At 55.4% G+C, this 26,712-nt stretch carries 25 protein-coding genes and 1 pseudogene; 17 read left to right on the forward strand and 9 right to left on the reverse strand.

Annotated features, from left to right (window positions below; all coding sequences use genetic code 11):
• The first annotated feature begins 92 nt into the window (after positions 1-92).
• The 6 genes from VF639_RS12855 (at position 93) to VF639_RS12880 (ending at position 5,960) form a co-directional block, all read left to right on the forward strand.
• The gene (locus VF639_RS12855) at positions 93-572 is read left to right on the forward strand and encodes an energy transducer TonB (RefSeq protein WP_331146315.1); all 480 of its coding nucleotides are present in this window, start codon (positions 93-95) and stop codon (positions 570-572) included.
• 145 nt (positions 573-717) lie between these two features.
• Positions 718-2,562 carry an ABC transporter ATP-binding protein gene (locus VF639_RS12860; RefSeq protein ID WP_331146316.1) on the forward strand — a complete coding sequence of 615 codons (1,845 nt, stop codon included), beginning with the start codon at positions 718-720 and terminating at the stop codon, positions 2,560-2,562.
• A 106-nt stretch (positions 2,563-2,668) separates the two neighbouring features.
• Entirely contained in the window at positions 2,669-3,667 is a 999-nt protein-coding gene (locus VF639_RS12865; RefSeq protein ID WP_331146317.1) for a cation diffusion facilitator family transporter, read from the forward strand.
• 69 nt (positions 3,668-3,736) lie between these two features.
• Positions 3,737-4,267 (forward strand): hypothetical protein, encoded by a 531-nt coding sequence (locus tag VF639_RS12870; protein WP_331146318.1) that lies wholly within the window; start codon positions 3,737-3,739, stop codon positions 4,265-4,267.
• 93 nt (positions 4,268-4,360) lie between these two features.
• Positions 4,361-4,978 carry a biopolymer transporter ExbD gene (locus tag VF639_RS12875; protein WP_331146319.1) on the forward strand — a complete coding sequence of 206 codons (618 nt, stop codon included), beginning with the start codon at positions 4,361-4,363 and terminating at the stop codon, positions 4,976-4,978.
• A 97-nt stretch (positions 4,979-5,075) separates the two neighbouring features.
• Positions 5,076-5,960 (forward strand): DUF2911 domain-containing protein, encoded by an 885-nt coding sequence (locus VF639_RS12880; RefSeq protein WP_331146320.1) that lies wholly within the window; start codon positions 5,076-5,078, stop codon positions 5,958-5,960.
• A gap of 166 nt (positions 5,961-6,126) precedes the next feature.
• Here the strand turns inward: VF639_RS12880 and VF639_RS12885 are convergent, their stop codons facing one another.
• From VF639_RS12885 to VF639_RS12900, 4 genes are all read right to left on the reverse strand, one after another.
• The gene (locus tag VF639_RS12885) at positions 6,127-7,815 is read right to left on the reverse strand and encodes a sodium:solute symporter family protein (protein WP_331146321.1); all 1,689 of its coding nucleotides are present in this window, start codon (positions 7,813-7,815) and stop codon (positions 6,127-6,129) included.
• Positions 7,812-8,012 (reverse strand): hypothetical protein, encoded by a 201-nt coding sequence (locus VF639_RS12890; RefSeq protein ID WP_331146322.1) that lies wholly within the window; start codon positions 8,010-8,012, stop codon positions 7,812-7,814. The genes VF639_RS12885 and VF639_RS12890 overlap by 4 nt, the downstream gene beginning before the upstream one ends.
• 103 nt (positions 8,013-8,115) lie before the next feature.
• Positions 8,116-10,758 (reverse strand): PIG-L family deacetylase, encoded by a 2,643-nt coding sequence (locus VF639_RS12895; RefSeq protein ID WP_331146323.1) that lies wholly within the window; start codon positions 10,756-10,758, stop codon positions 8,116-8,118.
• Positions 10,759-11,173: 415 nt separating this feature from the next.
• Entirely contained in the window at positions 11,174-12,409 is a 1,236-nt protein-coding gene (locus tag VF639_RS12900) for a T9SS type A sorting domain-containing protein (RefSeq protein ID WP_331146324.1), read from the reverse strand.
• A 359-nt stretch (positions 12,410-12,768) separates the two neighbouring features.
• Between VF639_RS12900 and VF639_RS12905 the strand changes: the two genes are divergently transcribed.
• On the forward strand, positions 12,769-14,403 hold the full coding sequence (locus VF639_RS12905) for a S8 family peptidase (protein WP_331146325.1): 1,635 nt from the start codon (positions 12,769-12,771) through the stop codon (positions 14,401-14,403).
• A gap of 81 nt (positions 14,404-14,484) precedes the next feature.
• Here VF639_RS12905 and VF639_RS25370 read toward each other — a convergent pair whose 3' ends face one another.
• Positions 14,485-14,883, reverse strand: a complete 399-nt coding sequence (locus tag VF639_RS25370; RefSeq protein ID WP_414654717.1) for a DUF805 domain-containing protein — start codon at positions 14,881-14,883, stop codon at positions 14,485-14,487.
• 404 nt (positions 14,884-15,287) lie between these two features.
• On the opposite strand from VF639_RS25370, the gene VF639_RS12910 reads away from it, so the two are divergent.
• The 3 genes from VF639_RS12910 to VF639_RS12920 all read left to right on the forward strand — a co-directional run bounded on the left by VF639_RS12910 (position 15,288) and on the right by VF639_RS12920 (position 17,491).
• A complete protein-coding gene (locus VF639_RS12910) occupies positions 15,288-15,632 on the forward strand; it encodes a hypothetical protein (protein WP_331146326.1) in 345 nt (114 codons plus the stop codon).
• Positions 15,633-15,794: 162 nt separating this feature from the next.
• Complete coding sequence (locus VF639_RS12915) at positions 15,795-16,622, forward strand: MOSC domain-containing protein (protein WP_331146327.1); 828 nt, start codon at positions 15,795-15,797, stop codon at positions 16,620-16,622.
• A 197-nt stretch (positions 16,623-16,819) separates the two neighbouring features.
• A complete protein-coding gene (locus VF639_RS12920; RefSeq protein ID WP_331146328.1) occupies positions 16,820-17,491 on the forward strand; it encodes a DUF2461 domain-containing protein in 672 nt (223 codons plus the stop codon).
• Positions 17,492-17,550: 59 nt separating this feature from the next.
• On the opposite strand, the gene VF639_RS12925 is transcribed toward VF639_RS12920, so the two are convergent.
• Positions 17,551-18,174 (reverse strand): deoxynucleoside kinase, encoded by a 624-nt coding sequence (locus VF639_RS12925; protein ID WP_331146329.1) that lies wholly within the window; start codon positions 18,172-18,174, stop codon positions 17,551-17,553.
• Positions 18,175-18,329: 155 nt separating this feature from the next.
• Between VF639_RS12925 and VF639_RS12930 the strand changes: the two genes are divergently transcribed.
• A complete protein-coding gene (locus VF639_RS12930) occupies positions 18,330-18,806 on the forward strand; it encodes a hypothetical protein (protein WP_331146330.1) in 477 nt (158 codons plus the stop codon).
• Between the two features lie 27 nt (positions 18,807-18,833).
• Here VF639_RS12930 and VF639_RS12935 read toward each other — a convergent pair whose 3' ends face one another.
• Positions 18,834-19,532, reverse strand: a complete 699-nt coding sequence (locus VF639_RS12935) for a DUF6565 domain-containing protein (RefSeq protein ID WP_331146331.1) — start codon at positions 19,530-19,532, stop codon at positions 18,834-18,836.
• 138 nt (positions 19,533-19,670) lie between these two features.
• On the opposite strand from VF639_RS12935, the gene VF639_RS12940 reads away from it, so the two are divergent.
• Positions 19,671-20,189, forward strand: coding sequence for a GNAT family N-acetyltransferase (locus VF639_RS12940; protein WP_331146332.1), 519 nt, complete (start codon positions 19,671-19,673; stop codon positions 20,187-20,189).
• Positions 20,190-20,336: 147 nt separating this feature from the next.
• Positions 20,337-20,615, forward strand: coding sequence for a CDGSH iron-sulfur domain-containing protein (locus VF639_RS12945; RefSeq protein WP_331146333.1), 279 nt, complete (start codon positions 20,337-20,339; stop codon positions 20,613-20,615).
• Positions 20,616-20,705: 90 nt separating this feature from the next.
• Here the strand turns inward: VF639_RS12945 and VF639_RS12950 are convergent, their stop codons facing one another.
• The gene (locus VF639_RS12950; RefSeq protein ID WP_331146334.1) at positions 20,706-20,963 is read right to left on the reverse strand and encodes an acyl-CoA-binding protein; all 258 of its coding nucleotides are present in this window, start codon (positions 20,961-20,963) and stop codon (positions 20,706-20,708) included.
• 233 nt (positions 20,964-21,196) lie between these two features.
• Here VF639_RS12950 and VF639_RS12955 point away from each other — a divergent pair.
• From VF639_RS12955 to VF639_RS12970, 4 genes and pseudogenes are all read left to right on the forward strand, one after another.
• A pseudogene (locus VF639_RS12955) lies at positions 21,197-22,485 on the forward strand (amidohydrolase family protein).
• Positions 22,486-22,634: 149 nt separating this feature from the next.
• The gene (locus VF639_RS12960; protein WP_331146335.1) at positions 22,635-23,300 is read left to right on the forward strand and encodes a hypothetical protein; all 666 of its coding nucleotides are present in this window, start codon (positions 22,635-22,637) and stop codon (positions 23,298-23,300) included.
• Positions 23,301-23,327: 27 nt separating this feature from the next.
• Positions 23,328-24,635, forward strand: a complete 1,308-nt coding sequence (locus tag VF639_RS12965; protein ID WP_331146336.1) for an APC family permease — start codon at positions 23,328-23,330, stop codon at positions 24,633-24,635.
• Positions 24,636-24,743: 108 nt separating this feature from the next.
• Positions 24,744-25,277: a CinA family protein gene (locus VF639_RS12970; RefSeq protein WP_331146337.1), complete on the forward strand. Its 534-nt coding sequence runs from the start codon at positions 24,744-24,746 to the stop codon at positions 25,275-25,277.
• A 129-nt stretch (positions 25,278-25,406) separates the two neighbouring features.
• On the opposite strand, the gene VF639_RS12975 is transcribed toward VF639_RS12970, so the two are convergent.
• Positions 25,407-26,444 carry a hypothetical protein gene (locus VF639_RS12975; protein WP_331146338.1) on the reverse strand — a complete coding sequence of 346 codons (1,038 nt, stop codon included), beginning with the start codon at positions 26,442-26,444 and terminating at the stop codon, positions 25,407-25,409.
• Positions 26,445-26,712 lie beyond the last annotated feature (268 nt).

Consider the following 26,712-nt stretch of genomic DNA (forward strand, 5'->3'; position numbering starts at 1 on the left):
CGCAGCATCTCGTACTCGCTCCGCTCGTCGCGGAACGGACTTCCGCGCTACAGTGGCGCGTAACACTACTGTGCCTCAACTTTTTGCAACCTATGAAACACGTATTCTTTCTGGTTCTGCTCGTTGGGGCTGCTTTTACCGCTCGTGCGCAGCAGTCAACCCCGACTTCACCGAAGCCCACCGAACTGAAGGCCGGCCGGATGCAGGCACAGGCCCGGCCGGCCTCCAACCGGCCCGATGTAGCCCCGTCGTTTCCGGGCGGCGCCGATGGGTTAGGCACCTTTTTTCAGCAAAACATCAAGTATCCGCAGACTTCCGGCGTCAGCAACCCTACCGGCAACGTAGTGGTGACGGCTACTGTTGGCGCCGATGGCCGCCTCAGCAACCCCGTGGTGACGCAATCGTTGTCGGCGGCGCAGGATGCGGAGGCGCTGCGGGTGCTGGCGCTGTTGCCGGCTTTCAAGCCCGCGACCCGCAAGGGCCAGCCAGTGCCGGTGCAAATCAGTTTGCCTGTGCCGTTTGGCAACGGGCAAATTTTGAAAGTAGAGCAGGCGAATAACAAGGATGAATAACTAAGAAGCTAGAAGTGAGGAGCTAGGAGACAGAAAGTAAGAGACAGGAATCAGGAGACAAGAGACACTCTTGGCAGCTCCTTGCCCCTCACTCTTAACTCCTAGCTCCTCACTCCTAGCTCCTAGCGTCTAACTTCTATAGAGAATGGCCCGAAGCGGATTGAATACGAGTGGCAATGGGGCGAACCCGGAGCCGGAAAAAAAGAAATTAAGTAAAGAGAGTTTTCAGCGCGGGCTGCAGGTGTTTCGTTTCACGCTGCCGTACCGCGGTAAATTCCTGGTGGGGCTGCTTTTGCTGGCTCTGAGCACCAGCACGTTCCTGGCATTTCCGTGGGTGGCCGGCAAGTTAGTGGATGCTGCCAACCACAAGCCCGTGACCCTGCCCGGCGGCCTAGTGCTCAGCATCGACCGAATTGCGTTGCTGCTGTTCTGCATTATCGTGCTGCAGGGCCTGTTTTCGTTTGGCCGCATCTGGTTTTTCACGCAGGTAAGCGAGTTTACGGTGCGCGATATTCGCCGCGCACTGTACCAGAAGTTCATGCTGCTGCCGATTCCTTTCTACGAAACCCACCGAGTGGGTGAAGTTACGTCGCGCATCACCACCGATGTCGGCCAGATTCAAGATGCCTTTTCTTTGACGCTGGCCGAGCTGTTCCGCCAGATTGTTACCCTTATCGTCAGCATTGCCGCCATCATGGTGGTGAGCATTAAGCTCTCCTTGTTTATGCTGGCAACCTTTCCCCTGATTGTGGGATTGGTCTTTGTGTTTGGGCGTAACATTCGCAAGCTGTCACGCACCACGCAAGACGAGCTGGCCAAGACCAACGTCATTGTGGAAGAAACCTTGCAGGCTATCAACACGGTGAAGGCGTTTACCAACGAGCTGTTTGAAGTGGCGCGTTACAACTTTTCGCTGAACCGGGCCGTGCAAGCCGCACTGAAAGGCAACTTGTACCGGGGCGCATTTGTTTCGTTCGTGATTATCGGCCTGTTTGGCGGCATCATTCTAGTGCTGTGGCGCGGGGCCACGCTGGTTAATTCTACCGGCCCCGACCACCTGGAAATTGGGCAGCTGGTGTCGTTTATCATTTACACCGCCTTCGTAGGGGCGTCCGTGGGCGGCCTCGGCGAGCTGTATGGCAAGGTGCAAAGCACTCTTGGCGCCTCCGAGCGCATCCTAGAAATCCTGGACGAGCCGACCGAGCCTACGCACCAGCCCCGCGTGGCTGGCTTGGCACCACTGCAAGTACGCGGCGACATCGACTACCGCAACGTGGCTTTCCGCTACCCCACCCGCCCCGACTTACCGGTGCTCAAGGACATCAGCTTCGATATTCAGGCCGGCGAAAAAATCGCGCTGGTCGGGCCTTCGGGCGCCGGCAAGTCCACTATCGTGCAGCTGCTGATGCAGTTCTATGAGCTAAGCGAAGGTAAGATCTTGATTGACGGCCGGCCCGTTAGCCAGTACGACCTGACGGAGCTGCGCCGCCATATCGGTATTGTGCCGCAGGAAACCATCTTGTTTGGGGGCAGCATTCGGGAGAATATTGCCTATGGCAAAACCGACGCCACCGACGAGGAAATCATGACGGCCGCCCGCAAAGCCAACGCCTGGCAGTTCATCGAGTCGTTTCCGGAGAAGCTGGATACGCTGGTGGGCGAGCGGGGCATTAAGCTCTCGGGTGGGCAGCGGCAGCGCGTGGCTATTGCCCGCGCCATCCTGAAAAACCCAGCTATCTTGGTCCTCGACGAAGCTACTTCCTCGCTCGATAGTGAAAGCGAAAAGCTGGTGCAGGGCGCCATGGACGAGCTGATGCAAAACCGCACCAGCATCATCATTGCCCACCGTCTGAGCACCATCCGTAAAGTCGACAAGATTCTGGTTATTGATGGCGGCCGCATTGTGGAGCAAGGCACCCACGACCAACTGGCTCATAACGAAAACGGGCTGTACGCGAATCTGCTGAAGCTGCAGTTTGAGTTGAGTTAGCGCTAATAAGCTGCCGTACTTCAGTATGGCAGCTTATTAGCGCTCGATTTTTCCTTGCCGTACACTCCCGTTCAACACTTCGCCAATTTCTACTTGGCGTCCTGCTATGTCGTCTCTCGCAAAAACCAAAAACCAATTAGGCTTGCTTTCCCTAGTGGTGAGCGTGGTGCTGGTATTGGTGAAATTTTACGCCTACTACCTAACCCGCTCGCAAGCCGTACTGACGGATGCGCTGGAGTCGATTATCAACGTGTTTACCAGCGGCTTCGCGCTTTACAGCATCTACCTGGCTAGCCTGCCCAAGGATGAAAACCATCCGTACGGTCACGGCAAGGTGGAGTACCTGTCGGTGGGGTTCGAGGGTGGCCTGATCCTGTTTGCGGGTGCCTACATCTTCTACAGCGCCACCAGTACCCTGCTGCACCCCCACGTGGTAGCCCGCCCCGATTCGGGCTTGTGGCTATTGGGGGCTACGGCCGTCGTGAACCTGGCGGTGGGCTTCGTGCTGGTGCGGGCGGGGCGCCGTATGCACTCGGTGGCGTTGGTCGGCGACGGGCAGCACTTGTATATCGATGCGCTAAACACCATTGTATCGTGTGCAGCGCTGGCCCTGGTGTTCTTTACCGGCAACGTGCTCTACGACACCATTGCGGCCTACCTACTCGGGCTTTTCATTACCGTGAACGGCTACCGGATGCTGCGTAAGTCGGTGGCCGGCCTCATGGACGAGTCGGACGTGAAGACCGTGGGCCGCGTGATTCAGGAGTTGCAGCAGCACCGCCAGCCCGCCTGGATTGATGTGCACAACCTGCGCGTGCTGCGCTACGGCGCCGATTTACACATCGATTGCCACGTCACGCTGCCGTATTACTTCAGTTTGGAAGAAGTCCATGGCGAGGTTCACCGCATCGAGGAATTTATCCAAACCCGCTTCGAGGTAGATACCGAGATGTTCGTGCACGCCGACCCATGTAACTTCTCGGCTTGCTCGCACTGCCACATGCCCGAGTGCCCGGTGCGCCACCACCCCTTCACCCGCGAAATTCCCTGGACTGTAGCCAACACCGTAAAGAACGAGCGGCACCAGTTGGCGGAGTCAAAGTAAACGGTCAAATAAGACTGTTGATTTCCTGGCTCATCTAGCGTTGAGGTAGCACCGCACACCGATTCATATATGCACCTGCCTCTGCTTGCTTCTGGCGTCACGATGACAGCCGATGAATACGTGGCCGTGAATTTCCGGCTTTGGAAGAAGCGGCCTCGCACCTTGTTCAATCATTTGCTACTCGGTATGGCCATCCTCCTGCTAAGCGTAGGCGTCTACCAAGACATAACTCGATCCGGCTATGTTACAAATTGGAGTGGAGTGGTTTTTCTGGCAGTTGCAGTGCTGTACGCCGGGGTACGTATGGCAATAGTGCGCTACGAGCTGCGGCGCGGCTACGCCAAAAACACTGGTCTGCACCACCCTATTAACTTCACTTTCGACCTAGAAACGTTATGTGGCAGCAGTGCTGATGGGCGTTTCGAAGCACGCTGGCGCACGTTGCGCCGCGCCGTGTGGGTGCGGCCGAACTGGCTGCTGCTCTACCCCACCGAAGCCGCTTGTTATTACGTGGATTTGCGCCAGATACAGGCGCCTAATACACCCGAGCACCTGCTGGCTTTGGTGAGAGATGCCAAAATTGCCGTGCGGGAGGTGTAGCATAAGGGCAACCGGACCAAATTGTAGGCCCAATAGTATATAGATGCTGTAGAATTTATCGTTGGTTAATTCTAGCTACCGGCCTCTACTCATATGGTTCCTATCCTGCAACAGTCCCGCCCACGTCAGATCTACCGGCGCAAATTGTCGCTTCCGGAGGTGTGGCCACTGGCAATAGCCTTGCTTATGGTCTTATGTCTTTGTCTGAGTATTGGTCAAATAAGGCATATGGAACCTGATGTCGACCTGCCCACTTCTTCAGGCAGTGGCTGCTTTCCCTATAACCGCCACTATAATATCACTGTTAGTAAAGACAATAGGCTCTTCTTCAACGTCGAAGATGAGCCGTATCGGACTATGGTTATCGAGCAGGTGGCCTTGCTACATGGTATTCGATTCACCCCTTCACAACGGCAGGAATTGCACCGGCTGCCATACGTAGGCATCGATGTGCGCAGACTTCCAGAATACTTTTCCTCTTCGCAAACGCGACGCTATACACTTCTTAAAACAGGTATACCAACTGAACAGTTAGGAGAATACATAGATGCCACTCGTCGCGTGTACAGAGAATGTGCTGGTGTATCAAGCTTCTGTTTTATTCGGGCAGACAAGAAAACGCCTTTTGCTGCTATCCGTCCTGTCATTCAACTCTTGCAGCAACACAACATAAACCGCTTTAACCTAAGAACTACGATAGAGAAGATGTGATATTCTCATCGTTGTGCTTGCCTGACTTCACTAAAACCCGCGCTCCAACGCGGGTTTTATTACTTTTAACCACGAATCAATTTCATTTTCCCCTTTCATGAAAGCACTTCTCTCTCTCACCGCTGGCCTGGCTCTTCTCGTAGCCGTTCCGCAAACGGTTCACGCTCAGATTACCACCCCCGCCGCCAGCCCTAAAAGTACCGTGCAACAGCGCGTCGGCCTCACCGACATTACCATCACTTACTCGCGGCCGAGCTTAAAAGGGCGCGCTGCTTTCGGTGCAGCATCTCCCCTCGCGCCTCTTGGGAAGCGGTGGCGCACGGGCGCCAATGCTACGACTACCATTAAGTTTTCAGACGACGTGACGTTGGAAGGCAAAAAAGTGCCGGCTGGTGAGTACGGTATCTACACCATCCCGAATGCGGCCGAGTGGACCGTGGTGCTCAGCAAAAACACCAAGCAAGGCGCCGATGTTGATGGCTTTAAAGACACCGACAACGTGGCCAGCTTCACGGTGAAGCCTTACAAAACCGCTACCAAAGTGGAAACCTTCACCATCAACTTCGCCGACCTCACGCCCGCCACGGCCAACGTGGATATGGTGTGGGAGAACACTGGCGCCAAGTTCAAAGTGACCACGGAAGTGGATGCCAAGGTGGTAGCCCAAATCGACGAGAAAGTGGTGAAAAGCGCCGCCCCGACCGCCAACGACTTGGCCGCCGCCGCCGTCTACTACTACGATAACAACAAGGACCTCAAGCAAGCCCTGACCTGGATTCAGAAAGCCAACGAGAAGGACCCCAAGTTCTGGAACGTGCACACGGAAGCTAAAATCCGGATGAAGATGAAGGATTACAAAGGCGCTACCGCCGCCGCCGAGCAGTCCAAGAAGCTCGCCCTGGCGTCTACGCCGCCCAACACCGACTACGCCAAAATGAACGACGACTTGGTGGCCGAAGCTAAAAAGCCCGCCGCAAAGTAGACGCTTTAGCCCCTAGCGGGCTTTAGCCCGTAGAAAACGCAGCGGGTCCCGCAGAAGGTGTAGTGTTCTGATATGTTTTCCAGAACACTACACCTTCTGCGGGACCCGCTGCGTTTTCTACGGGCTAAATTATAGTAGAGCGTCATTTCTATCAGCCAGCTAAAGTTTATGCTACACTCCTACGCACCGACAGCAACGCCGCTAGCCCCATCACCAGCCCGCAGCCGATGATGTTGAACCAGAGGTAGCCAATGTCGGTCAGCCAGAACAGCAGCAGCACAATAATTTCGGCGAGAATAGCGGCCCAAAACACCGCCTTGCCGCCAATACTCTTCATAAAAAACGCCACCACAAAAATGCCGAGAATGGTGCCGTAGAAGAGCGAGCCAAGGATGTTCACGGCCTGAATCAGGTTTTCGAGGCGGGCGGCAAACGTGGCAAACCCGATGCCGAGCACGCCCCACGCCACGGTGGCCCACCGGGAGGCCCGCACGCAGTGGCTGCCACTCAGGTGCGGGCGGCTCGGGCGGTACAGGTCTACCACGGTAGTAGAAGCCAGCGCATTGAGGCCAGAAGCCGCCGAGCCCATAGCCGCCGACAGCACCACCGCAATCAGCAAGCCCACCAGGCCCTGCGGCAAGTACCGCAGCACGAAGGTCAGGAACACGTAATCGGTGTCTTTGGCCTCGGCCGAGGGGGCGGCTTTTTTCAGCAGGGCCTGCGCTTCGGTGCGCAGGGCGCGGGTGGCGGTGTTGGATGTTTGCACCTGGATTTGCGCAGCTGCCAATTGGCTGGCATCGTTAGCACGTAGCGCCTGCACCAGCTGCGTGTTGGCCGCTTGCTTTTCCTGGAACAGCTGGCGGTGTTTGGCCTCCAAAGCGCGCAGGGTGGGGCCGTACTCCACCGATTGGGCTACTTGGTCGTGGACGGGGCGGTTGAAGGTGAGCGGGGGCGCGTTGAACTGGTAGAACACGAACAGCAGCACCCCAATCAGCAGAATACCGAACTGCATGGGCACCTTCACCAGCCCGTTCATGAGCAGCCCGAGGCGGCTTTCGGTGATGTCGCGGCCGGCCAGGTAGCGCTGTACCTGGCTTTGGTCGGTGCCGAAATACGAGAGGGCCAGGAACAAGCCGCCGGTCATGCCCGACCAGAAGTTGTACCGGTCGTTGGGGTCGAAGTGAAAATCGACGAGGTTGAGCTTGCCCTGGTTGCCCGCCACCTGCATAGCCTCCGTGAAGCCCACATCGGCGGGCAGGTAGTGCACCAGCAGGTAGCCCGCCACCACCATCCCCGTGAAAATAACGGCCACCTGCCACTGCTGCGTCACGGCCACGGCCTGGGTGCCACCCGCCACGGTGTAAAAAATCATCAGCCCCCCAATCAGCCAAACCGTCAGGTTGATATTCCAGCCCAAAATAGCCGACAGCACCAAGGCCGGCGCGTACAACGACAAACCATTGCTAAGCCCCCGCTGCACCAGAAACAGCACCGCCGCCAACGTGCGAGTCCGCCTGTCAAAGCGCCCTTCCAGATATTCGTAGGCCGTAAACACCTGAAGCCGCTGGTAAATTGGGACGGCGAAAATAGCAATCAGGACCATGGCCAGCGGTAGGCCGAAGTAGAACTGAATGAAGCGCATGCCGTCGTCGTAGGCCTGGCCGGGGGTGCTGAGGAAGGTGATGGCCGAGGCCTGCGTGGCAATAATGCTAAGCCCGATGCCCCACCACTGCGCCTGCCGGTCGCCGAGCAGGTACGAATCCATGGTTGCGCCGGCGCGGCGGGTACGCCAGGTGCCGTAGCCCACAATAAAGAGCAGCGTACCACCCAGCACCAGCCAGTCGAGTACACTCATGCAAATAGACGGGTGAGGTACGTGAAAAACACTATTTCCACCGCCAACGCCCCTAGCACCAACCAGTACCAGGTGCGCCAGTTGGTGGCCCCGGTTGCCTCACCCCTAGCCTCACCCCCTAGCCCCCTCTCCTGTTGAGAGGGGAGACTAGTTTTAGCATTAGAGCTAGTTTCCGACTTTGCGGGTTCTTGATGCATGGGTGGGACAGGAGTAGATTAGAGCTAGAGAACTAGAAATTAGTCCCACCTCTCAACGGGAGAGGGGGCTAGGGGGTGAGGCTAGGGGTGAGGCCCCGGTTGGTCATTTCCCCAACGACACCATATTGGTTAAAAGGCGGTACGCGCCGGGTACGCCGGCTGGCAATTCGCGGAACAGGCTGAGGCCGGTGTAGATATAGTGGCCTTTGCCGTAGTCAGCTACCAGGATGGCGCTTTCCTTGGCCGATTCGTTGGGGTCGTGGCTGCTGATAACGGGCTGGTACTTGGCGTCCCACTGTGAAGGATAGTAGAGGCCCTGCTCCTGCACCCAGCCTTCAAAATCCTTGGCAGTTATCTTGTTGGGCGTGTTGAGCAGCGGCTGCTGCGGTTTCAGGAAAGTAATGGCCGCATTTTCCACCGTCACCCGGTCGCTGGAAAGGGTGAGCGGGTACGGCCCAATCTGGGGCATGACGGTGCCGCGGTTCACCACGTACTGTACTACCATGTTGCCGCCACTTTCGACGTAGCGCAGCAGCGTAGGCTGGAGCGTCTTAAGCTTATCGACCGTGTTGTAAGCCCTGATGCCGAGTACCACGGCATCGAAGCGGCGCAGGTTGGCGTCGGTAATATCTTCGGGCTTGAGCAGCGTAACGTTGTAGCCGATCTGGCGCAGCGCGTCAGGCACCTCGTCGCCGGCCCCCATCAGGTAGCCGATTTCCTGGCCCTTGCGCTTGAGGTCCAGCTTCACCAGCGGGGCCACAGCTTCGGGGAACAACGTTTGGGTGGGAATGTGGTTGTATTCGATAACCTGGTAGCCCCGCGAATACGCCTGCCCGTCCACGGTAGCCACGGCACGTAATTCGGTTTTGCCCTCGGCCACCCCCGCCCCCGGCAACACCCGGAACTGCACGGTCTGTTCGGCGTCTTTGCTGGCCAAATCAAACGGAATGCTGGCTGGCTCCGCTTTCCAGCCGTTGGGCAGCGTAAGCGCCACCGCGCCTTTCACGCCCGCCTTGCCGGCCCGCAGCGTTACGGGCACCGTTTTGGGCTGGTTGTTGGCGAAGACGTAGGCCTGGCCGGCTATGTTCACGGCCACAGGCGGCACCACGGTCAGCGGGCGGTACTTTTCTCCTTCCACCGGGTCGGTGCTTTTGTACTGGACGGGGATAACGTAATATAAACTATGCTTCCCCCCTATAGACACACTAAAACTTAAATTCACAGCGGCCAGATTTTCAGGAGTGCCTATTACATCTGCTTCCGACGCTCGAATCAACTTAACTGATCTAAAAGACTGTGGCTCTATATGGAAAGCGGCAACAACAGCAGGAATGCGGTACATACCGACCGTTGGCTTTTCCAGTAGCCAGTACGGCTGCGTAATACCTTGTGCTGGCCGTTCTATATCAGTTGATTTCTCGGGCAATATGTCTACTGTGGTTGAACTACGGAAAGGCACATTCTGCTTCAATTCCCCTTTGACTATTGCACTGGGGAGAAGCTCAAATGATACTTGCAGAGGAGAACGGTTGACGGCCTCAATTTTTACTTCAAGTTTTCCACTCGGCGTAACTGTTGGCGAAAGAGTTGTAGCTTCTATATGCAAGCCAATACAAGCGGCGAGTAATTGGTCTAGCTCAGATTCTTTTTCAATCAACCACAAAACAGCGTAGGCAGCTTCCCGTTGGCTTGCAGTTGCTTCAGAACTATAGACAGCGTCATTAAGCTCCACTTCAGTAAGCCTATCCATAGCTTGGCGAGCCGCAACCAGCCCCGCCACACTAGCCGCCGGATTGGCCGCATTATACTTCCGAATTACCTCATCGAGCAGCTTGCCCACGGCCGCGCCGCCGGGCACCCGGTTCCAGGTCATGTCAATGCCTTCGAACGGGTCTTTGGTGGCCTTGTCGCCTTTTACATACTGCAGATACTCCAGCGCTTCGCCGCGCGTGGCGGCCGAGCCGAAACCCTGGCTTTTGTGCTGCGAGCGGCTGCGAGCCGCAATTTCGCCGTAGCTCTGGCCGAGCAGCGCGTTGTAGCCGCCGGCATCGAGCTTAAGGTAGCCATCCATATTTTCACCGGGCTTCACGAAGAAGCTGCCGGTGTTCCAGTAAAGGCGCTTGGGCTGCCACGCCTGCACATATTTCAACTGCTCGGGAAACCGTTTCGGGTCGCCAGCCGCATCAAAAGCTTCGGCGGCCAGGATGGCGGAGGCGGTGTGGTGGCCGTGCCCGCCGCGGCCGTCGGTGGGGAAACGGGTGATGAGTACGTCGGGGCGGCGCTGCCGGATCACCCACACCATGTCGGCCAGCACCTGCTCTTTGTCCCAGATGGTGAAGGTTTCCTCCGGTGATTTCGAGAAGCCGAAATCGTTGGCGCGGGTGAAAAACTGCCGGCCGCCATCAATACGGCGGGCCGCCAGCAGCTCCTGCGTCCGAATCACGCCGAGCTGTTCGCGCAGCTCCGGGCCAATCAGGTTCTGGCCGCCGTCGCCGCGGGTGCAGCTCAGGTAGCCGGTTTCCAATAGGCGGCCGTTGGCGAGGTAGGCTATCAGGCGGGTGTTCTCGTCGTCGGGGTGAGCCGCTATGTAGAGCACCGAGCCCAATACATTGAGCTTCTTGAGGCCCAGCAGGATTTCCGAGGAAGAATACGTTTTGGGAGCCTGGGCACGGGCTTCTTCAACGAGCAATGCAGAATGAAGAACAAAGAATGCCAGCAGGGCGGCGCGCAACGAACGAAGAGGCATCAGGAATCGAAGTGAAAGCAAGGGCAGTAAATATACAGGCTGATGCGGCAGCTTAGCCGCATCAGCCTTCCGACGGTGCTAAGAACCTGTCCAACTAGAGTAGCCCGCTTGATCTGGTGTCCGCTTGTCGAAGCATCTCACGCGCTGGCATAGGAACTAGCAACTGATTCCACCACCACTAGTGAGACACCTCAGCAAGCAGACGCCAGATCAAGCAGGCCAATCTAGTTGGACAGGTTCTTAGGCTGGCTGCTTGCGTAGCCAACCACAGCACGGCAGCAGCTGACACTGGAAGCATGGAGTCAACCGCGAAATAAGCGAAGTGTTGATTTTGGTCGACGTTTCCTTACCAGCCTACATAAAAAAGTCCTTCCAAACAGTTGGAAGGACTTTCTTGCCTAAGAAATAAGTCAGACTATTCTTTCAGCAGCTTGATTGCTTGCTGCTCTCCGTTCAAACTTAAGCGCAGGTGATACAACCCCTTCGGCAAGCCACTCAATTCGGGCAGCTTCAATTGGCTGGTGCCTGCCGCCAAGAGTAAGGATTGATTGAAAACCGTGCGCCCTAGCATGTCCGTTACCATGACGGTGCCGGAGCGGGTGCCTTCCTGCGTGGGCAGCGTCAACGTCAGCTCACTACTGAAAGGGTTGGGAGCAGCAATGAGTGCTGCCAACGCTCCTTCTTTACCGAAATTGACAACCCGAGGGCCATAAAAGGTTTCTTTGCCGTCGAGGTCTACTTGGCGCAAACGGTAATAGCGTACACCCGCTTTGCCAGCTTCAATGTCAGTATAGGTGTAGCGACGACGGCCAACACTGCTTCCTTCACTCTGGCTAGACGCAAAGCTTAATGCCCGAAACGTACGACTATCAGTTGATACCTGTACTTCATAACCGCGGCTGTCTTCTTCCGAAGCGGTTTCCCAGCTCAATTGCACATTAGCTTCCTGGCGCTTGGCTTCGAAGCTAACCAATGCAACAGGCAAAGGACCTTGGCTAACAGTAAAGGTTCTCTGATAATTCAACATATTCTTGCTGTAGTACATGATTCCCGTGGCGCCATCAGCACATCTGTCAAAACTCGCCGTTACGAACACCTCCACTATATAGCTTCCCGGAGTCAGTCCCCTTATGACATTCACATTATTAGTGGGGTTAAATCTATCGCCCCAACGTTGGTCGCCTGGATTATATGGTTGGTTCGGGTTATTAGGATTAGCTGAACCACCTATATCGGCTCCGAAGCGTAATTGAATCCGGGTGTAATTTTCTAAAGGAACGTTTCCAGGTGTTCCATCTCGGTGTACATAATAATACAAATCAGCGCCTGTGATATCGCAGCCACTGTTTTTATAGGTCTTAGTCTCCCCTCCACGGATTATCAAAGATTCATTGGTGCTAAAATCGCCAAAGCTCTCCCCATCGAAATCACTATAGGATGTATTTGTGAGGGGACCATTGAGGTCATAAATCACCTCATTGGCACTCTTGACTTTTGCAACAACGAAGACGTCAAAAAAGCCTCTGTTATTGCCCGTGTTAAACTGCGCTTTGGCAGTGGGCAGGGTAAACAAGAACAGCAGCGGCAATAGCCAGACTTTCCGCCTGCGTATTACGCTTGTAGATAAGTGAGCAAGTAGAGTCATTTTCATAGCTTGAAAAAGAGGTGGAAAACTAGGGGTATGAACAAAGGGCAAACACAAACAGAAAAGCCCGTCAGCAGGTAGCTGACGGGTGGTAGGAAACATTTGGACAACTGAAAATTTCAAGTTTTTCCTCAATACCTCTTCCCACCACTGACTCGCATAAGAACCCTATTCAGTATTGGTTCAGTGCTGCAAACTTACGCAAAACCCATGCCTATGTTGTGATCCTAGGAAACAATAGAAGAAATTCAGTTTGTGTCCCTGACGCTGAATTTGTTTCGGTACTTTGGCAGTAAAGCCGAATTAAGTTGGCTACATTTTGTTATGTCCCGTACTTTCTGCTTTCCCACCGCTTATCTTTTCTGATGTCGTTTCCTGTTTCTTCCCAGTTGCGAAGTCTTGGTTTGGCCTTGCTGCTGCCCATAGCCAGCGTGGCCCAAAGCGCAGCACCGGCTGCCTTACCGGCTGTGCCCATTCAACAGTGGTATCACCTCGACCCAACCGCCGACAAAGTGATGGGTGTGAGTGCCAAGCGCACCTACGAGGAGCTGTTGAAAAACCGGACCTCTACGCCAGTGGTAGTGGCCGTTATTGATGCCGGTATCGACACAGCACATGCCGACCTGAAGCGCGTGCTCTGGACGAATCCGCGCGAAATAGCCGGCAACGGTCAAGACGACGACAAGAACGGCTACGCCGACGATGTGCGCGGCTGGAACTTCTTGGGGGGCAAAGACGGCCGCAACGTAGATGTAGAAACCTACGAAGACACCCGCATTCTGGCCAAGCTCAAGCCGCTCTACGAAGGCAAGGTGCGCACGGCCGTACCCGCTGCCAAGCGCGCCGAATTCGACCTCTACCAGAAAGTAAAGAAGAGCCAAGCTGATAAAGTAGCCGAAAATACCACTCAGTATAATTCGCTCAGCGAAAACTACAAGCTAACCGAAAGCGGAGCTGAGAACCTCCGTCAGGCCCTGAATGTATCCCGCCTTGACACCGCCACGCTGCACCGGGCCAAGCCCACTGATCCTAATCTGTTGCGGGCTGCTATAAGCTTGGACGCCAACCTGCGTGCTGCCGGCTACCCCGACCTGGAAACGGTGCTTAAGGAGATGAAGGAAGGCATGGACCAGAGCAAAGACCTGCTCGATTTCAGTTTAAACCCCGCCTTCAACCCGCGCGCTACCATCATCGGCGACGACCCCACGAACGTGAACGACCGCCTCTACGGCAATCGTGACACCCACGGCCCCGACCCTTCCCACGGCACCCACGTGGCCGGCATCATTGGGGCCGACCGTACCAATAGCCTCGGTATTTTAGGTCTCGCCGACAACGTGCGCCTGATGGCCGTGCGGGCCGTACCCAATGGCGACGAGCGTGACAAAGACGTGGCCAACGCCATTCGCTACGCCGTCGACAACGGAGCGAGCATCATCAACATGAGCTTCGGCAAATACTACTCGCCCCAGCGCGAAGCAGTGGAAGCCGCCATTCAGTACGCCGAAAAGAAAGGCGTGCTGCTAATACACTCGGCTGGCAACGAAAGCCAGGACATCGATACCAATGTCGAGTTTCCGTCGCCGATTTACCTGAACGGCAAGCGCATCCCGAACATGATAACCGTGGGAGCTACGGCTCGCCTCAATGACAACCACATGGTAGCCGAGTTTTCCAACTACGGCAAAAAGAATGTGGATGTGTTTGCGCCCGGCAATCAGATTTACTCTACACTGCCTGGCCAAGAGTACGGCAACAAAAGCGGCACTAGCATGGCATCCCCGGTAGTATCGGGCATAGCAGCCGTCCTGAAGTCATATTTTCCCAAGCTCACGGCCGAAGACTTGAAGCGCATTATCTTGCAGTCAGCCGTAGTCTACCATACCAAAGTACTGAAGCCGGGCACCACCAAAGAGGTGGATTTCGCTGAATTGTCGAGTACGGGTGGGCTGGTCAACCTCTACCAAGCCGTGCAGTTGGCCGCTCGCCAAACTCCCTAAACCAACTTATTGAGCAACAAAAACGCCATCGCATTCAAAGTACGATGGCGTTTTTGTTGTAGAATAAGCCTAGGCTATTCGTTATGCACGTACTCTGCTTGGCATTTGTAAGCGCAGTCCACTCATAGTAATCTGTGGAATTGTTGGGTGCGGGTAAGGCACTGGCACCAAGCCCCACCGGTTGTGACTAGGTTTGCCTGGCAATAGCAGAAGCAGCAACAAAGCGGGCAGGTTCAGGATGGGCACAACCAATGCTAGGGCATACCAGCCACTCAACCCTAAGTCATGAAAACGGCGTACGGACAATAAGGCCGTAGAGCCCGTGCAAACCACAATTAGCAGTGCTATTAGTCCTGAGTGCATCCAGTTTTCAGGGTCGACCGGCGGATGCACCAGTTCCAATGGAATCAAAATGATTATCAATTGAATCCCATAGTTGCATCGACATAGTCGCCCTTGAAGAAAAGTTAACTGCTCCATAACTAAAAAAAGTTAAAAGTTTATCATCGCTTTAATAGAAGTGTCAGTTGATTTCAAAAGCTAGGCCAATTCGGCTTACAATCCGTTTCGGAACGCTTAATATAGAGACTACCAAGATAAATGCAATAGCACTTTTTTGTATTTTCTATTATTGACGCTATCGATGATAACATCTGAAATCAGCAGCCAAAATTTAAAATTCATCCAGTGCAATTTTTACTTAGAATCATCTATTTTTTTACATACTATCGACTAAACAGACTTTTATTAGAAATCATTGAATTAATGATGAACAATCTTGTAAAGTCTTCAACGTAAAATTTTGTTTTAACTAGCTCTACAAATTATGCTTTAGCTATTATAAGTGGATTGCATTCACTACTTGTTTCTCTTGATGCCGATAAATGTTACAAACCATCTACTCTTGTTTATCTTATTTCTATATCAACCTGAATCTGTTTTTCAAGAATATAGCCTTACCAGTGCCTATTTACGCTACAGCAAAGCTCGGTTCGTTTCCCGCTTTGACTCTGAAGAAGCTTTCCGTTTCTGCATTTGGGGCGTTCATTGAAATTATAAGCATAATATCAGCAATACCCGGAGGTATAAAGAACAGCTCAACGCTTATTCTTGTGCTTGCCTCAAGTGCCTGTCTTCCAGACCTACTTAAGCTGGCCCTTCGTCACACCGCAGTGCCGCAAAGCGACGTGCTTTTGTATAAGTCAAAACAGGTGCTGTTGGCACAATAAAGGCAAAAAAGCCCAGCAGTGGATAAATGCAATTCAGATTAGAGGCAGCAATGATAAAGGCATGCTAAGTCTATGAAAAGCATACCCATGGTTCACTGAAATATGGGTTAGTCATCAACGGGTAGTAGCAAACGACCGCCTCATGCCACTTAACTTCGCAGCATGATCAATTCTTTGGTTTTACAAGACCTCTATATATATCCTGTGAAGTCGTTGGGCGGTATTCGACTCAGCGAAGCAACCACCGAGCAACGCGGCCTCCGCCACGATCGGCGCTGGCTGCTTGTGAATGAGCGCAACCAGTTCATGACCCAGAGGCAAAATTCAGCTATGGCGTTGCTGCGCGTGGCTCCTGCCTTCAATGGGTTCCTGCTCACCCATGCCCAGCGCCCCGATTTGCTACCGCTCTATGTTCCGTTCGAAGCCACCCCGGAGCGAACTTTGTTCGTGACCATTTGGGACGATATGGTATTTGGCTGGCGGGGCTCTTCTGAGGCCGATGAGTGGCTCAGCGAAGCCCTCGGGCAGACTTGCAAGCTGGTTTATATGTCGGATATGGTGCGGCGCGACGTGGAGCCGGAGTGGAATCCGGAAGGCCAATTGGTAAGCTTTGCCGATGGCTACCCTTTCCTGCTTGTTGGGCAAAGCTCACTCGATGAGTTGAACTCCCGCCTCCCCGACCCCGTGCTTATGGACCGGTTTCGGCCTAACCTTGTGTTCAGCGGCGGTACTGCCTTCACAGAAGACAGCTGGGAAAATTTTCGGGTTGGAGAAGTGCTTTTCCGCGCTGTGCGCCCCTGTGCGCGATGCGTCATGACCACCGTAAATCAGCAGACAGCTCAAAAAAGCGCACTCGGCGAACCACTACGTACGCTAGCCACCTACCGCACTGTAGGCAAGAAAGTGCTATTCGGGCAAAACGTAACGACTACCCGCTCCGGCCTGCTTCGCACCGGCGACCAAGTGGAAGTGCTTAGCCTGAAGCCCTGATACCTGATATAGTAAGCTGTAAGGCGGTGAGGCAGTGGTGCCACGGCTTTTTTGGTCGTGGCACCACTATCGTTGAACGACACCATGTGGAACAACATTGGGCGAGCATCAGCAACGATAGTGGTACCACAACTGGAAAAAGATATGGCACCACCCGCGCCATAAGCTACTTCACTAACTCACTATTTTACCACCTCATGGATCGTGCTTTTCTCCTTGACTTCCTCCGCAACCTAGCAGCCAACAACCACAAGGTCTGGATGGATGAGAATCGTGCTTTCTATCATCAGGCTCGCGCCATTTACACGGCGCTGGTGCAAGAGGTTCTGGTCGGATTGCAGGAGTTTGAACCAGATTTACGCGCCCTTACGCCTGCGGACGTTATGTTCCGCATCAACAAAAACGACCGTTCGCAACGCGACCCGGAACCCTACAAGCGGCGCATGGGAGCTGGCATGAAGCGCGGTGGCCGACACGCGCCTTGGGCCGGTTATTTTCTGGCGGTGCAGCCCGAAGGCCACACTTGGACGGGTGCTGGTATCTGGAAACCTGATACGGCTAGCTTAACCCGAATACGCCAAGAGATTCACTACAGTGGTTCTGAGTTCAGGGCGCTACGCGAAGACCCTGCGCTTCAGCGCTATTTCCCGGCGGGCCTGCAAGGGGAGCGGCTGCAACGCCCACCCCGCGGCTACGATCAGCAGACTCCCGACCTAGAATGGCTGCTCTTAAAAGAGTTCAGGGTTTCCCAAACCTTCTCCGACAGCGAAGTGCTACGCCCCGATTTTGCCGCCCGCGTAGTAACCAGCCTGCGTACCACACAGCCCCTGGTGCGATTCCTCAACCAAGCAATAAGTAATGAGCAATGAAGAATAAGGAATCAGCAGCCGAAGGCTAATCAATAAGGAAATTCTTCATTGCTTGTTCTTCAAAACAGCCCGAACAACGTGCTATTGATTCGCTCGATGATGGTACCAAGGTCTTCGGGGTTTCGCACGTAGTCGAGGTGGTTGACGTCGACGATGAGCAACTTACCGTGCTTGTAGTTGCTGATCCACTGCTCGTAGTGCCCGTTCAGGTTCTTGAGGTAGTCGATCTTGATGTTGTTTTCGTAGTCGCGGTTGCGCTGCTGAATCTGATGGATAAGCCGCGGCAGATCGGCACGCAAATACAGCAGCAGATCGGGCGGGCGCACCAGGTTAATCATAGACTCGAACAAGCCTAGGTAATTGTGGTAGTCGCGCTCCGTCATCAGGCGCGAATCGTGCAGATTGGCGGCGAAAATGTGCGCATCTTCGTAGATGGTCCGGTCCTGAATGACGCCTTTGCCAGCAGCTTGCAGTTCTTTGATGCGCTGCGTCTGCTGGAAACGGCTGTTCAGGAAATACACCTGCAAATGGAAGGCCCAGCGGGGCATGTCGTCATAAAAATCCTTGAGGTAAGGATTATGATCGACGTCTTCCAGAAATACTTCCCAATTAAAATGGTGAGCCAGCTTGTTGGCCAGCGTGGTTTTGCCAGCTCCAATGTTGCCGACGATGGCAATGTGCATACAGGTGAAGAAAGAATGCGTGGCTGGCCGCCGTGGCGCAGCTCAAGCAACAAAAGTACAGAATCAAGTTGCTAGGCCCGCACTCCTTTTATTACATTAATTCTTTGCTATATTACTACTCAAGCGCTATGCTCCCCTCTATCATACCCCCTCCTATGTATCCCGCCCGTCCTGAATTAGCGTCAGCTCCTTCCTCGCTTTCAAGTCCTGATGCGCAGGCTACGGGCCTGGTACTGGATGTCCATGGCGCGCCGCTACTCCAGCAGTTTTACTACCCTGCCGAGCAAATGCTATATGTCCAATGGTTTGGCAACCTCACCGTCGAATCAGTTGTGACCGGAGCCAACGCCGTACTCCAGACGCAGGAGCAACTCCGGTTTCCCTTGCTGCTCAACAACAAGCACGCCTCTACCGGCGACTGGAGTGAAGCCATGGAATGGTTGGAATTTGAGTGGCTACCGCGGGCTTACGTCTTGGGGCTCCGGGCCTTTGCCTACGTTTTCGCCCCCGACCTAAACAACCAGCTGGCCTCGCTGGACTTTGTAGCCCGCTCCAGCCAGCTGTTGTCTATTCGGGTTTTTTATGATGACGCTGTTGCCCGCAACTGGCTGCAAAAGCACCTGCCACAATAAAGCAAGCTTCAGTACCGCCCTAAGGGGTTAGTTGTCCATCACTTCTTTGGCACCCCGGGCCGCTTCGAGCGTGCGGAACTCACCTTGCCAAGAACGAATTCGCACCCGGTCTTCCAGTGGCAGTTGCTCGCGTACTTGGTCGTAGCGAGTATTCAAATTGGAGAGTACCACGCCCGCTTTGCTCCAGTCGGCGGCGGTCCACTGGCGGCGCTGCTCCCGGGTAGACCCAATGAAGCGTGCGTAGAGGTCGGGTAGTTCGGTAGCGCGGGCGCGGCTCAGCACCACCTTCTCACCGAGCAAGCGGTCCTGGGTTTGCTGAACGGTTTCGGGGCGGCGCGCCTTGGCATCTAGGCTGTCTTGTTTGGCGGCCCAATCCTCGTAGCGTTTCTTTTGGTCGCCGTACTCGCGTTTGCCCTGCGACGAAAGACTGTCTACGCTGCGGTCGATGCGCTGGCTTTGCCGGTCGAACTCGGCGCTGATGCGGGGCATTTCGCGGCGTACGCCTTCCTCAGCGCGGTTTAGCTTGTCGCTCACCCAATCACTGAAAACCCGTAAATCGCGCTCTACGCCTACAGCAGTTTGGGAAGTAGACGTTTGCGTGGTGGATTTCTGTGTAGCCGGCTTCTGCAGGGCTGGCTTTTGAGTAGTTGTTTGTTGGGCTTGAACGGCAGATGCCGAGGCCAACGTAACTAACAGGAGCGACAGGGGAAAAGCGAGACGTTTCATGAGGAACAGGTAAGGGGAATGACCTAACAACGGTCGAGTACTTGTCGGTTATACGTCAGCCTAACAATTTCCGACCCAAAACGACGAAATAGGGCTCTAAGTTCGGTTCTTACCGGGAAAATGCCGTTTTTGCAGCCTATGTCTGCTTTTGCTTCCGCTGCTATTTCCATCCGGCCCGCCGCTCTGGCCGACATTCCCATCATCGTCGAGTTGGCCGAAGCTACCTGGGAACCAACCTACCGGTTCATCATCTCCAAGGAGCAAATTGATTACATGTACCGGGTTATCTACACGCCGGCGTCGCTGCAACGCCAGATGACCAACGACCAGCACACGTTTCTGCTGCTCTACACCAACGACGAGCCCGCAGGCTTTGCTTCGTTTTCGCGCTTACCACTGGAAACCAGTGTTTTCAAGCTGCACAAAATCTACGTGTTGCCCTCTCATCAGGGCCAGGGGCTGGGCCAACACCTGGTGGCCGCCGTAGAGGAAGTTAGCCGTTCGGCCGGCGCCCACGCCCTAGAGTTGAATGTGAATCGCAACAACCCCGCGTTGGCTTTTTACGAACACCAAGGATTCGCCCGGAACCGAGAGGAAGATATTGCCATCGGTCCTTTCTGGATGAACGACTACATCATGCGTAAAGAATTACGCTAGCGATGAGATGGTGAAGTGCTGAAAGATGAAGTTATGAATGGTGCCACGAGGCCCTCCAGGCAGTTTGTGGTGCCATTTGCAACTTCATCTTTCAGCACTTCACCGTCTTACCAACTCATCATTTTACAACTTCACCAACTAACGCTTATGGCTACGAAACTCACAGTACTTAGCAACGGCTCCCTCCGCGTGGAGGGCACTGACATTGAATTGGTTGACGCCCAAGGGCAACCTTACGGCCTTGGTGGCCGGGAAAGAATCAGCATCTGCCGCTGCGGCCTTTCCAACCAGAAACCTTTCTGCGACGGGTCGCATAAAGGCCATTTCGAGCATGCTGCTGTTGCCTTCGATTTGCCGGCGCCTAAGCCTGCCGCACCGCCCGTAACCCCGCCCATCAGCCCCGACCTCGGCACGCAGCCGCAGTAAGTTACAGTAGTACTGAAAACACACAAGCCCCTGACAATCTGCACGATTGCTAGGGGCTTGTGTGTTTGATGAGCTTGTGAGCGTTTATTGTTAGGCTTGGAACAAGGAGTTAACCAAGTTGACATATTCCTGGCGAGCTTCGTCGGCGCTTTTGCCTTTGAGGCTGCTCCAAGCGTCGTATTTGGCAATGGCTTTGAAGTCGAAGCCGCCGGGCCGGTCGCCGGTTACGTCGCCTTCGGAGGCTTGTTTGTAAAGCGAATAGAGCTGGAGCAACACGGTGTTGGAGGGTTTGCTGGTCAATTCTTTGCTGCGCGCGGCGGCGGCTTCGAATTCTTCAGGAGTGGCCATGGAGAGCGAATGAGTGAAGGGGCGGTTGAAAGGACCGGAAGGTACGCAGGGCAACAGGAATTTACGCTGCAAGCAGCGTTTTTTCACGTGACTTTGATACCTCTGCAGTTCATCTCGCTCCTGCTGCCACCTAGCTAATGCGCAATAGAGTTTCGGCTAGAGGCGCGTCATTCAGCTGAAAAGCACTTATTTAGACGAATGGCGGCTTTTTCTGCTTCATCCCATCCCTTTTTATGTACCGAAAGACACTTTTACTTTCTGCCTTAGGGCTGGTATTACACTTGTCCACCGCGCAAGCTCAGAAAACCTACCTGCACTGCGGCCGGCTGTTGGACATGCGCCAAGAGCGCGCCCAAACCGAAGCCACCGTAATAGTGGAAAACGGCCGCGTGGTAGCCGTGCAGAAAGGCTACCAAACCGGCGGCCCGGCCGACAAGGTTATCGACCTGAGAAACCGCATGGTGCTGCCCGGCCTCATCGACTGCCATGTGCATCTGGAAGGTGAAACCAGCAAAAACAATCAGGTGGAAACCTTCACCCAGAACCCGGCCGATATTGCCTTCAACTCCCTGGATCATGCCCGCAAAACCTTGTTGGCCGGCTTCACGACGTGCGCGACCTGGGCGGCTCGGGCGTGAACGTAGCCTTGCGCAACGCCGTGAATCGGGGACAGGTAGTTGGACCGCGCATTTTCACGGTGGGCAAAGCCATATCCGGCACCGGTGGCCACATGGACCCCACCAACGGCTACCGCCTCAACCTGATGGGCACCCCCGGCCCCGCCGAGGGCGTAATCAACGGTCCTGACCAGGGCCGGCAGGCCGTGCGGGAGCAATACAAGCGCGGCGCCGACCTCATCAAAATTGCTAGCACCGGCGGCGTTCTGAGCGTGGCCAAAGACGGCTCGGCCCCCCAAATGACAGAAGAAGAAATAAAGGCGATAGTGGAAACGGCCCACGACCTGGGGCTGCGCGTGGCCTGCCACGCCCACGGCGCCGAGGGTATGAAGCGCGCCGTGCGGGCGGGCGTCAACAGCATCGAGCACGGCACCCTCATGGACGACGAAACCATGCGGCTAATGGTGAAAAACGGCACCTGGTACGTGCCCACTATCACGGCCGGCAAATCGGTGGCCGACTCAGCCAAAATCCCGAACTACTATCCACCCCTCGTAACGCCAAAGGCCATGGCCATTGGACCGAAGTTGCAAGGCACGTTTGGACGAGCGTATAAGGCCAAGGTGAAAATTGCCTTCGGGACCGATGCTGCTGTGTTTCGGCACGGCGTCAACGCGCTGGAATTTCAATATATGGTAGAAGCCGGGATGCCCGCCTACGAGGCCTTGCGTAGCGCCACCGTTTTGGCCGCCGAGTTGCTCGATCAAACCGCCAACCTTGGGACGCTGGAACCCGGCAAGTTTGCCGATGTAGTAGCCGTGGATGGCGACCCAACACAGGATATCAAAGTTATGCAGCGGGTGCGGTTTGTAATGAAGCAGGGCGTAGTTTATCGGCAAGAATAAGCACGGAAACCAGTTGAATTTAACTTATTTGTTGCTGTCCGAAAATTAGGACTGTGCCATAGAGAAATACCTTGTTGGACGTGTTCAGTGAAGTTGCGTGCTCCAGCTTTCCATTCATTGTTACTTTCATTTTTTGCTGAAATCTACTCGTGAAAATCTTTACCGCTCTTACCACGCTGCTGGTTGCAGCCGTAGGCCTACCTGCTCTGGCGCAAACTGAATTAAACACGCAGCCACCGGCCGGGCCGAGCCGGCGTATGAGTCCGCCCGCTACGGCCGTTGCCCGGCCCATTGATTTAAGCAACTACCGTAAATCTACTTTGGGTATCGACCTAGGCTGGGGTGGGCCTTATGGTGGCCTGGGGGTTTATTATGCCTACCTGCTAGGCCCTAGCACAGATGTGAATGCGGGCGTTGGTGTTGGGTTCGGCGGTAAGATAGGAGTTGGGGTACGGCAGTATCTGAGTTCTGGCAAGCAACTCTCACCTTATCTTGGCCTTAACCTGTCACGCTCGGGCCGGGTGGCTAATTTCAATTTCACCTTAAACGAAAACACACCTTCGGAAGAAACAGCAGCAGTGCAACTCGCGCCTAGTACGGTGCTGAATTTGCGCTCGGGCTTGCGTTGGCAGCCGGGCAGGGTTGGGCTTATCGGTACCTTAGGCTACGGCGTGCGCCTCTCCAACGATCCGGTAACGTACGTTTCCACTTCCACCGGTCAGTCTCCCTCCGACCAAATGCGTGATTTCATGGGTATATTCAGCCCCGGCGGCCTCGAAATATCCATTGGCATGAGCATTGGGCTGGGTCGGTAGTTAGCAAGCCTTTATTCTGTTCTTCTGTTGGCAGTTCCCGCGTCCAACTCTTCCTCCCGTTTGCTGCGCCTGCTCGGTATGGGGTTTGGGCTGGCTGTGGTAGTGGGCGGCACCACCGGTACGGGGGTGCTCCGCTCACCCCGCGAAGTGGCCGAAGCCGTAGGCTCGCCAAACGGAGTGCTGCTGGTGTGGCTGGCAGGCGGGTTTTACGCGCTGCTAGGCGCTAACTCCATTGCCGAACTTGGGGCTATGCTGCCGCAGGCCGGCGGCTGGTATGGTTATGCGCACCGTGCTTTCGGCGAATTCGTGGCAGTGGTAGTTGGCTGGGGCGACTGGGTGAGCAGCTGCGTAACCGGCGCTTTAGTGGCCCTAATGATGGCCACCTATGTGGCAGGGCTGGTACCCGAGCTGACTGGCCACGAGCGCACCGTAGCAGCGGCCGCAGTGGGCGTGCTCGGGCTTATTCAGTGGCGTGGCCTGCGCGAAGCCAGTCGAGCGCAGGAGCTAACAGCGTTGCTTATGGCGCTGGCCTTGGCGGTACTGCTGGTTGGCAGTTGGTGGCTACCGGCCGCTCCGGCTTTGCATAAGGGTGCCGCGGGGCCAGGTGCGCTGGCGCTGGTAGTGGCCTTTCAGGCGGTCATTTTTGCGTACGATGGGTGGTACGCCGCCATTTATTTTGCCGAGGAAGACCACGATCCGGCTCGTGCCGTGCCGCGCTCCATGCTGTTGGGCGTGGGCCTTGTTATTTTCACGTATGCCTTACTCAATGCGGCGCTGCTGCACACGCTGCCGTTCAGCCAGCTGGTTGCCACCGATCTGCCACTCGCCGAAGTAGCCGACCGGCTGCTAGGTGCCTGGGGGCGACGCGCCATGTTAGCGGTGGCAGTGCTCGGTCATTTGGGCGTGCTCAACTCGGTGCTGCTCATGGCCACCCGGGTGCTGTTTGCCCTAAGCCGCGACGGGCACCTGCCCCGCCCCCTGGCTCAGGTGCACGAGCGGGGCACGCCGCGTCCGGCGCTGCTGGTGGCAACGGGCCTGACGCTGGTGTTGCTGGCCACCGGCAGCGCCGAGCAGTTGCTAGCCGTCACGAGCATTTTGTTTGTGAGTTACTATGGTGTTGGGTTTGGGGCGGTGCTTTGGCTGCGCCGGACCGCGCCGGAGCTGCCCCGCCCCTACCGCGCCTGGGGCTACCCCTACACTACCGGTTTGGCGCTGCTGGTTTCTATCGGCTTTTTGATCAGCAATGCCGTGGCCGAGCCCGGCAATACGCTTCTCGCCGTCGGACTCGTAGCGGGTAGTTATCCGCTCTACAAATTATCTACGCGTCGCCACTAATGAAGGCCTATAGCTGTCATTCAGAAGGCGGGTTTCACTACCTCAACTATAACAATTATTCGGTAGCTCCACGTAGAGGGAGGATTTTGCGCCTCCCCACTCTCCGCCATGAAACCATCCGACCTTAATACTCTCCTCAAGAAGTTTCTACAGTACAAGCTCACCGTGGCTTTCGCGGAGAGCTGCACGGCGGGTTTGCTGGCTTCCGAATTCGTGAAAGGCGAAGCCAGCAGCGAGGTACTCCTCGGCTCGGTTGTGACCTACCATCCCGTAGCTAAGCAGCGCCTGCTGGGCGTAAAGAAAGAAACGCTAGCCATGTACACCGCCGAAAGTCAGCAAGTCACCAACGAAATGGTGATGGGCCTGCACAAGCACCTGCCCGCCGCCGACATTTGCGTGGCCGTAACGGGCCTGTGCGGCGCGGGTGCCTCCGAGTCTGACGAGAAGCCCGTAGGCACTATGTACTTCACGATTCTGCACGAAAACCGCGCGAAAGAGCTGCGCCAAGAGTTTGAAGGCGACTGCGACAAAGTGCGCCAACTAGCCGTCGACTTCATCTTTCAGCACCTCAATGAACTCCTCGACAACTACGCCGAGCAGCACGCCAACGACGCCATCGTCACCAAAATAGAACAGAACTAAGCGGTGAATGAGTAAGTGAGTGACTGAGTGAAGCCGCCTAAGCCGCCTCATGGCGCGGACGTTAGCTGACAGCCATACTACTCGCGCCAGAGGCTACTTCACTCAGTCACTCACTTACTCATTCACTCCCTATTCCAGCTTATTCGGCAGGTCGAGCACCAGCTTTAGGTTTTGGCGGACGATGTCGCCCATGGTGCGGCAGCGGTTGAAGGCGATGGTTTGGTGGTGCAGATTGAGCTCGGCTTTGAGTTGGGCTATTTTTTCGGGTGGGGCTAGCTCTTCGCGGCGCATGCAGTCCATGAGAGCTTTGAGGCGGTAACGTTCCAGGCGCACCCGACGCAGCATCAGTACCCGCTCCTCGGTTTGGTACTGGCGAATGGCTTCGGCCTTGAGGAAGCGGCTGCACATCTGGATGACAGCCAGATTATCCTTAAAGTACTGGGGCAAGTACATAGTTTTGCGGCCTTCGTAGCTCTGCTGGTCGAAGTCGATGGCCCGGACGCGGTACTGCTCGGCTTCGAGGTCGGGCGTTACGACTATTACGTAGTTGTAGGAGCGCATGTCGCCGAGCAGGCGGGCAAAGCACCGCTCGTTGAACTTCACAAACTCCTTGGCAATGCGTACTTGGTTGAACTGCATCTGCGGCATGCGGGTCCGAATGAAATCATCGCCGGGAATGCCGGCAATGTGCTCTTCTACCAGCGTGTCGCCGCTTACGAGGTAGCTCAGGCGGTTCGGCGACAAAAGGTGCTCTAGTTCCAGGCCGTACACGCGCGAGGCATCGGCCGTTTTCACGTAGAAGTAGTCATAGTTGTCGTTGAGGCGGTTGACGATGCGCACCCGGAATGGCCGGGAGTTGCCGAAGCGGCAGTAGTCGATGCGGTCGGCCAGCAGGTGGTCGGTGAACGACAGGTCGCCGTCGGTTTTGAGCAGGGCGTACACTTGGGCCAGGCCCTCGCTGAGCTCGCGCAGGGTTTGGGGCTCGTAGAAGACAGTTTCCCAAAGAGTGTCGTTGCCGTGCCGATCAAGCAGCGGGAAAGCTCCGCTGAAGTACGTTAGGTCGCGGTAGCTGACGGGCAGTACCGTTTCCCGGTCGTAGTTGTGCAAATATTCCCGTAGCGCCAACTTGATTGGGTAACTGAGCTTCTTTTTCGAGATGAGCGCCATGAAGGAGGGAGATGGAGACAGGTGATGAGAGGACAAGTGGGAAGGTAATGGGTCCTGTCATGCTGAACGTAGACATGGCATCTGGCGTGCTTACGTTGTAGCGCGCTACCTGTCATGCTGAGCGCAGCCGCAGTCGAAGCATCTCGCTAGTGTAGTAAAATCATGTACTACTGCAACGATTCGAGCGAGATGCTTCAACTCAACATAACGGGCTCGTTTGGCAATGTTAGCGTGCCAGATGGTTGCTATGGCTAGCAAGATGTTCAGC

The organism is Hymenobacter sp. (genome assembly GCF_036387835.1).
GTDB lineage: Bacteria > Bacteroidota > Bacteroidia > Cytophagales > Hymenobacteraceae > Hymenobacter.

Bases quoted from the DNA above. Each gene is read 5' to 3' on its own strand.
- VF639_RS12855 (WP_331146315.1), top strand. From the start codon at position 93: ATGAAACACGTATTCTTTCTGGTTCTGCTCGTTGGGGCTGCTTTTACC.
- VF639_RS12860 (WP_331146316.1), top strand. From the start codon at position 718: ATGGCCCGAAGCGGATTGAATACGAGTGGCAATGGGGCGAACCCGGAG.
- VF639_RS12865 (WP_331146317.1), top strand. From the start codon at position 2,669: ATGTCGTCTCTCGCAAAAACCAAAAACCAATTAGGCTTGCTTTCCCTA.
- VF639_RS12870 (WP_331146318.1), top strand. From the start codon at position 3,737: ATGCACCTGCCTCTGCTTGCTTCTGGCGTCACGATGACAGCCGATGAA.
- VF639_RS12875 (WP_331146319.1), top strand. From the start codon at position 4,361: ATGGTTCCTATCCTGCAACAGTCCCGCCCACGTCAGATCTACCGGCGC.
- VF639_RS12880 (WP_331146320.1), top strand. From the start codon at position 5,076: ATGAAAGCACTTCTCTCTCTCACCGCTGGCCTGGCTCTTCTCGTAGCC.
- VF639_RS12885 (WP_331146321.1), bottom strand. From the start codon at position 7,815: ATGAGTGTACTCGACTGGCTGGTGCTGGGTGGTACGCTGCTCTTTATT.
- VF639_RS12890 (WP_331146322.1), bottom strand. From the start codon at position 8,012: ATGCATCAAGAACCCGCAAAGTCGGAAACTAGCTCTAATGCTAAAACT.
- VF639_RS12895 (WP_331146323.1), bottom strand. From the start codon at position 10,758: ATGCCTCTTCGTTCGTTGCGCGCCGCCCTGCTGGCATTCTTTGTTCTT.
- VF639_RS12900 (WP_331146324.1), bottom strand. From the start codon at position 12,409: ATGAAAATGACTCTACTTGCTCACTTATCTACAAGCGTAATACGCAGG.
- VF639_RS12905 (WP_331146325.1), top strand. From the start codon at position 12,769: ATGTCGTTTCCTGTTTCTTCCCAGTTGCGAAGTCTTGGTTTGGCCTTG.
- VF639_RS25370 (WP_414654717.1), bottom strand. From the start codon at position 14,883: ATGGAGCAGTTAACTTTTCTTCAAGGGCGACTATGTCGATGCAACTAT.
- VF639_RS12910 (WP_331146326.1), top strand. From the start codon at position 15,288: ATGTTACAAACCATCTACTCTTGTTTATCTTATTTCTATATCAACCTG.
- VF639_RS12915 (WP_331146327.1), top strand. From the start codon at position 15,795: ATGATCAATTCTTTGGTTTTACAAGACCTCTATATATATCCTGTGAAG.
- VF639_RS12920 (WP_331146328.1), top strand. From the start codon at position 16,820: ATGGATCGTGCTTTTCTCCTTGACTTCCTCCGCAACCTAGCAGCCAAC.
- VF639_RS12925 (WP_331146329.1), bottom strand. From the start codon at position 18,174: ATGCACATTGCCATCGTCGGCAACATTGGAGCTGGCAAAACCACGCTG.
- VF639_RS12930 (WP_331146330.1), top strand. From the start codon at position 18,330: ATGTATCCCGCCCGTCCTGAATTAGCGTCAGCTCCTTCCTCGCTTTCA.
- VF639_RS12935 (WP_331146331.1), bottom strand. From the start codon at position 19,532: ATGAAACGTCTCGCTTTTCCCCTGTCGCTCCTGTTAGTTACGTTGGCC.
- VF639_RS12940 (WP_331146332.1), top strand. From the start codon at position 19,671: ATGTCTGCTTTTGCTTCCGCTGCTATTTCCATCCGGCCCGCCGCTCTG.
- VF639_RS12945 (WP_331146333.1), top strand. From the start codon at position 20,337: ATGGCTACGAAACTCACAGTACTTAGCAACGGCTCCCTCCGCGTGGAG.
- VF639_RS12950 (WP_331146334.1), bottom strand. From the start codon at position 20,963: ATGGCCACTCCTGAAGAATTCGAAGCCGCCGCCGCGCGCAGCAAAGAA.
- VF639_RS12970 (WP_331146337.1), top strand. From the start codon at position 24,744: ATGAAACCATCCGACCTTAATACTCTCCTCAAGAAGTTTCTACAGTAC.
- VF639_RS12975 (WP_331146338.1), bottom strand. From the start codon at position 26,444: ATGGCGCTCATCTCGAAAAAGAAGCTCAGTTACCCAATCAAGTTGGCG.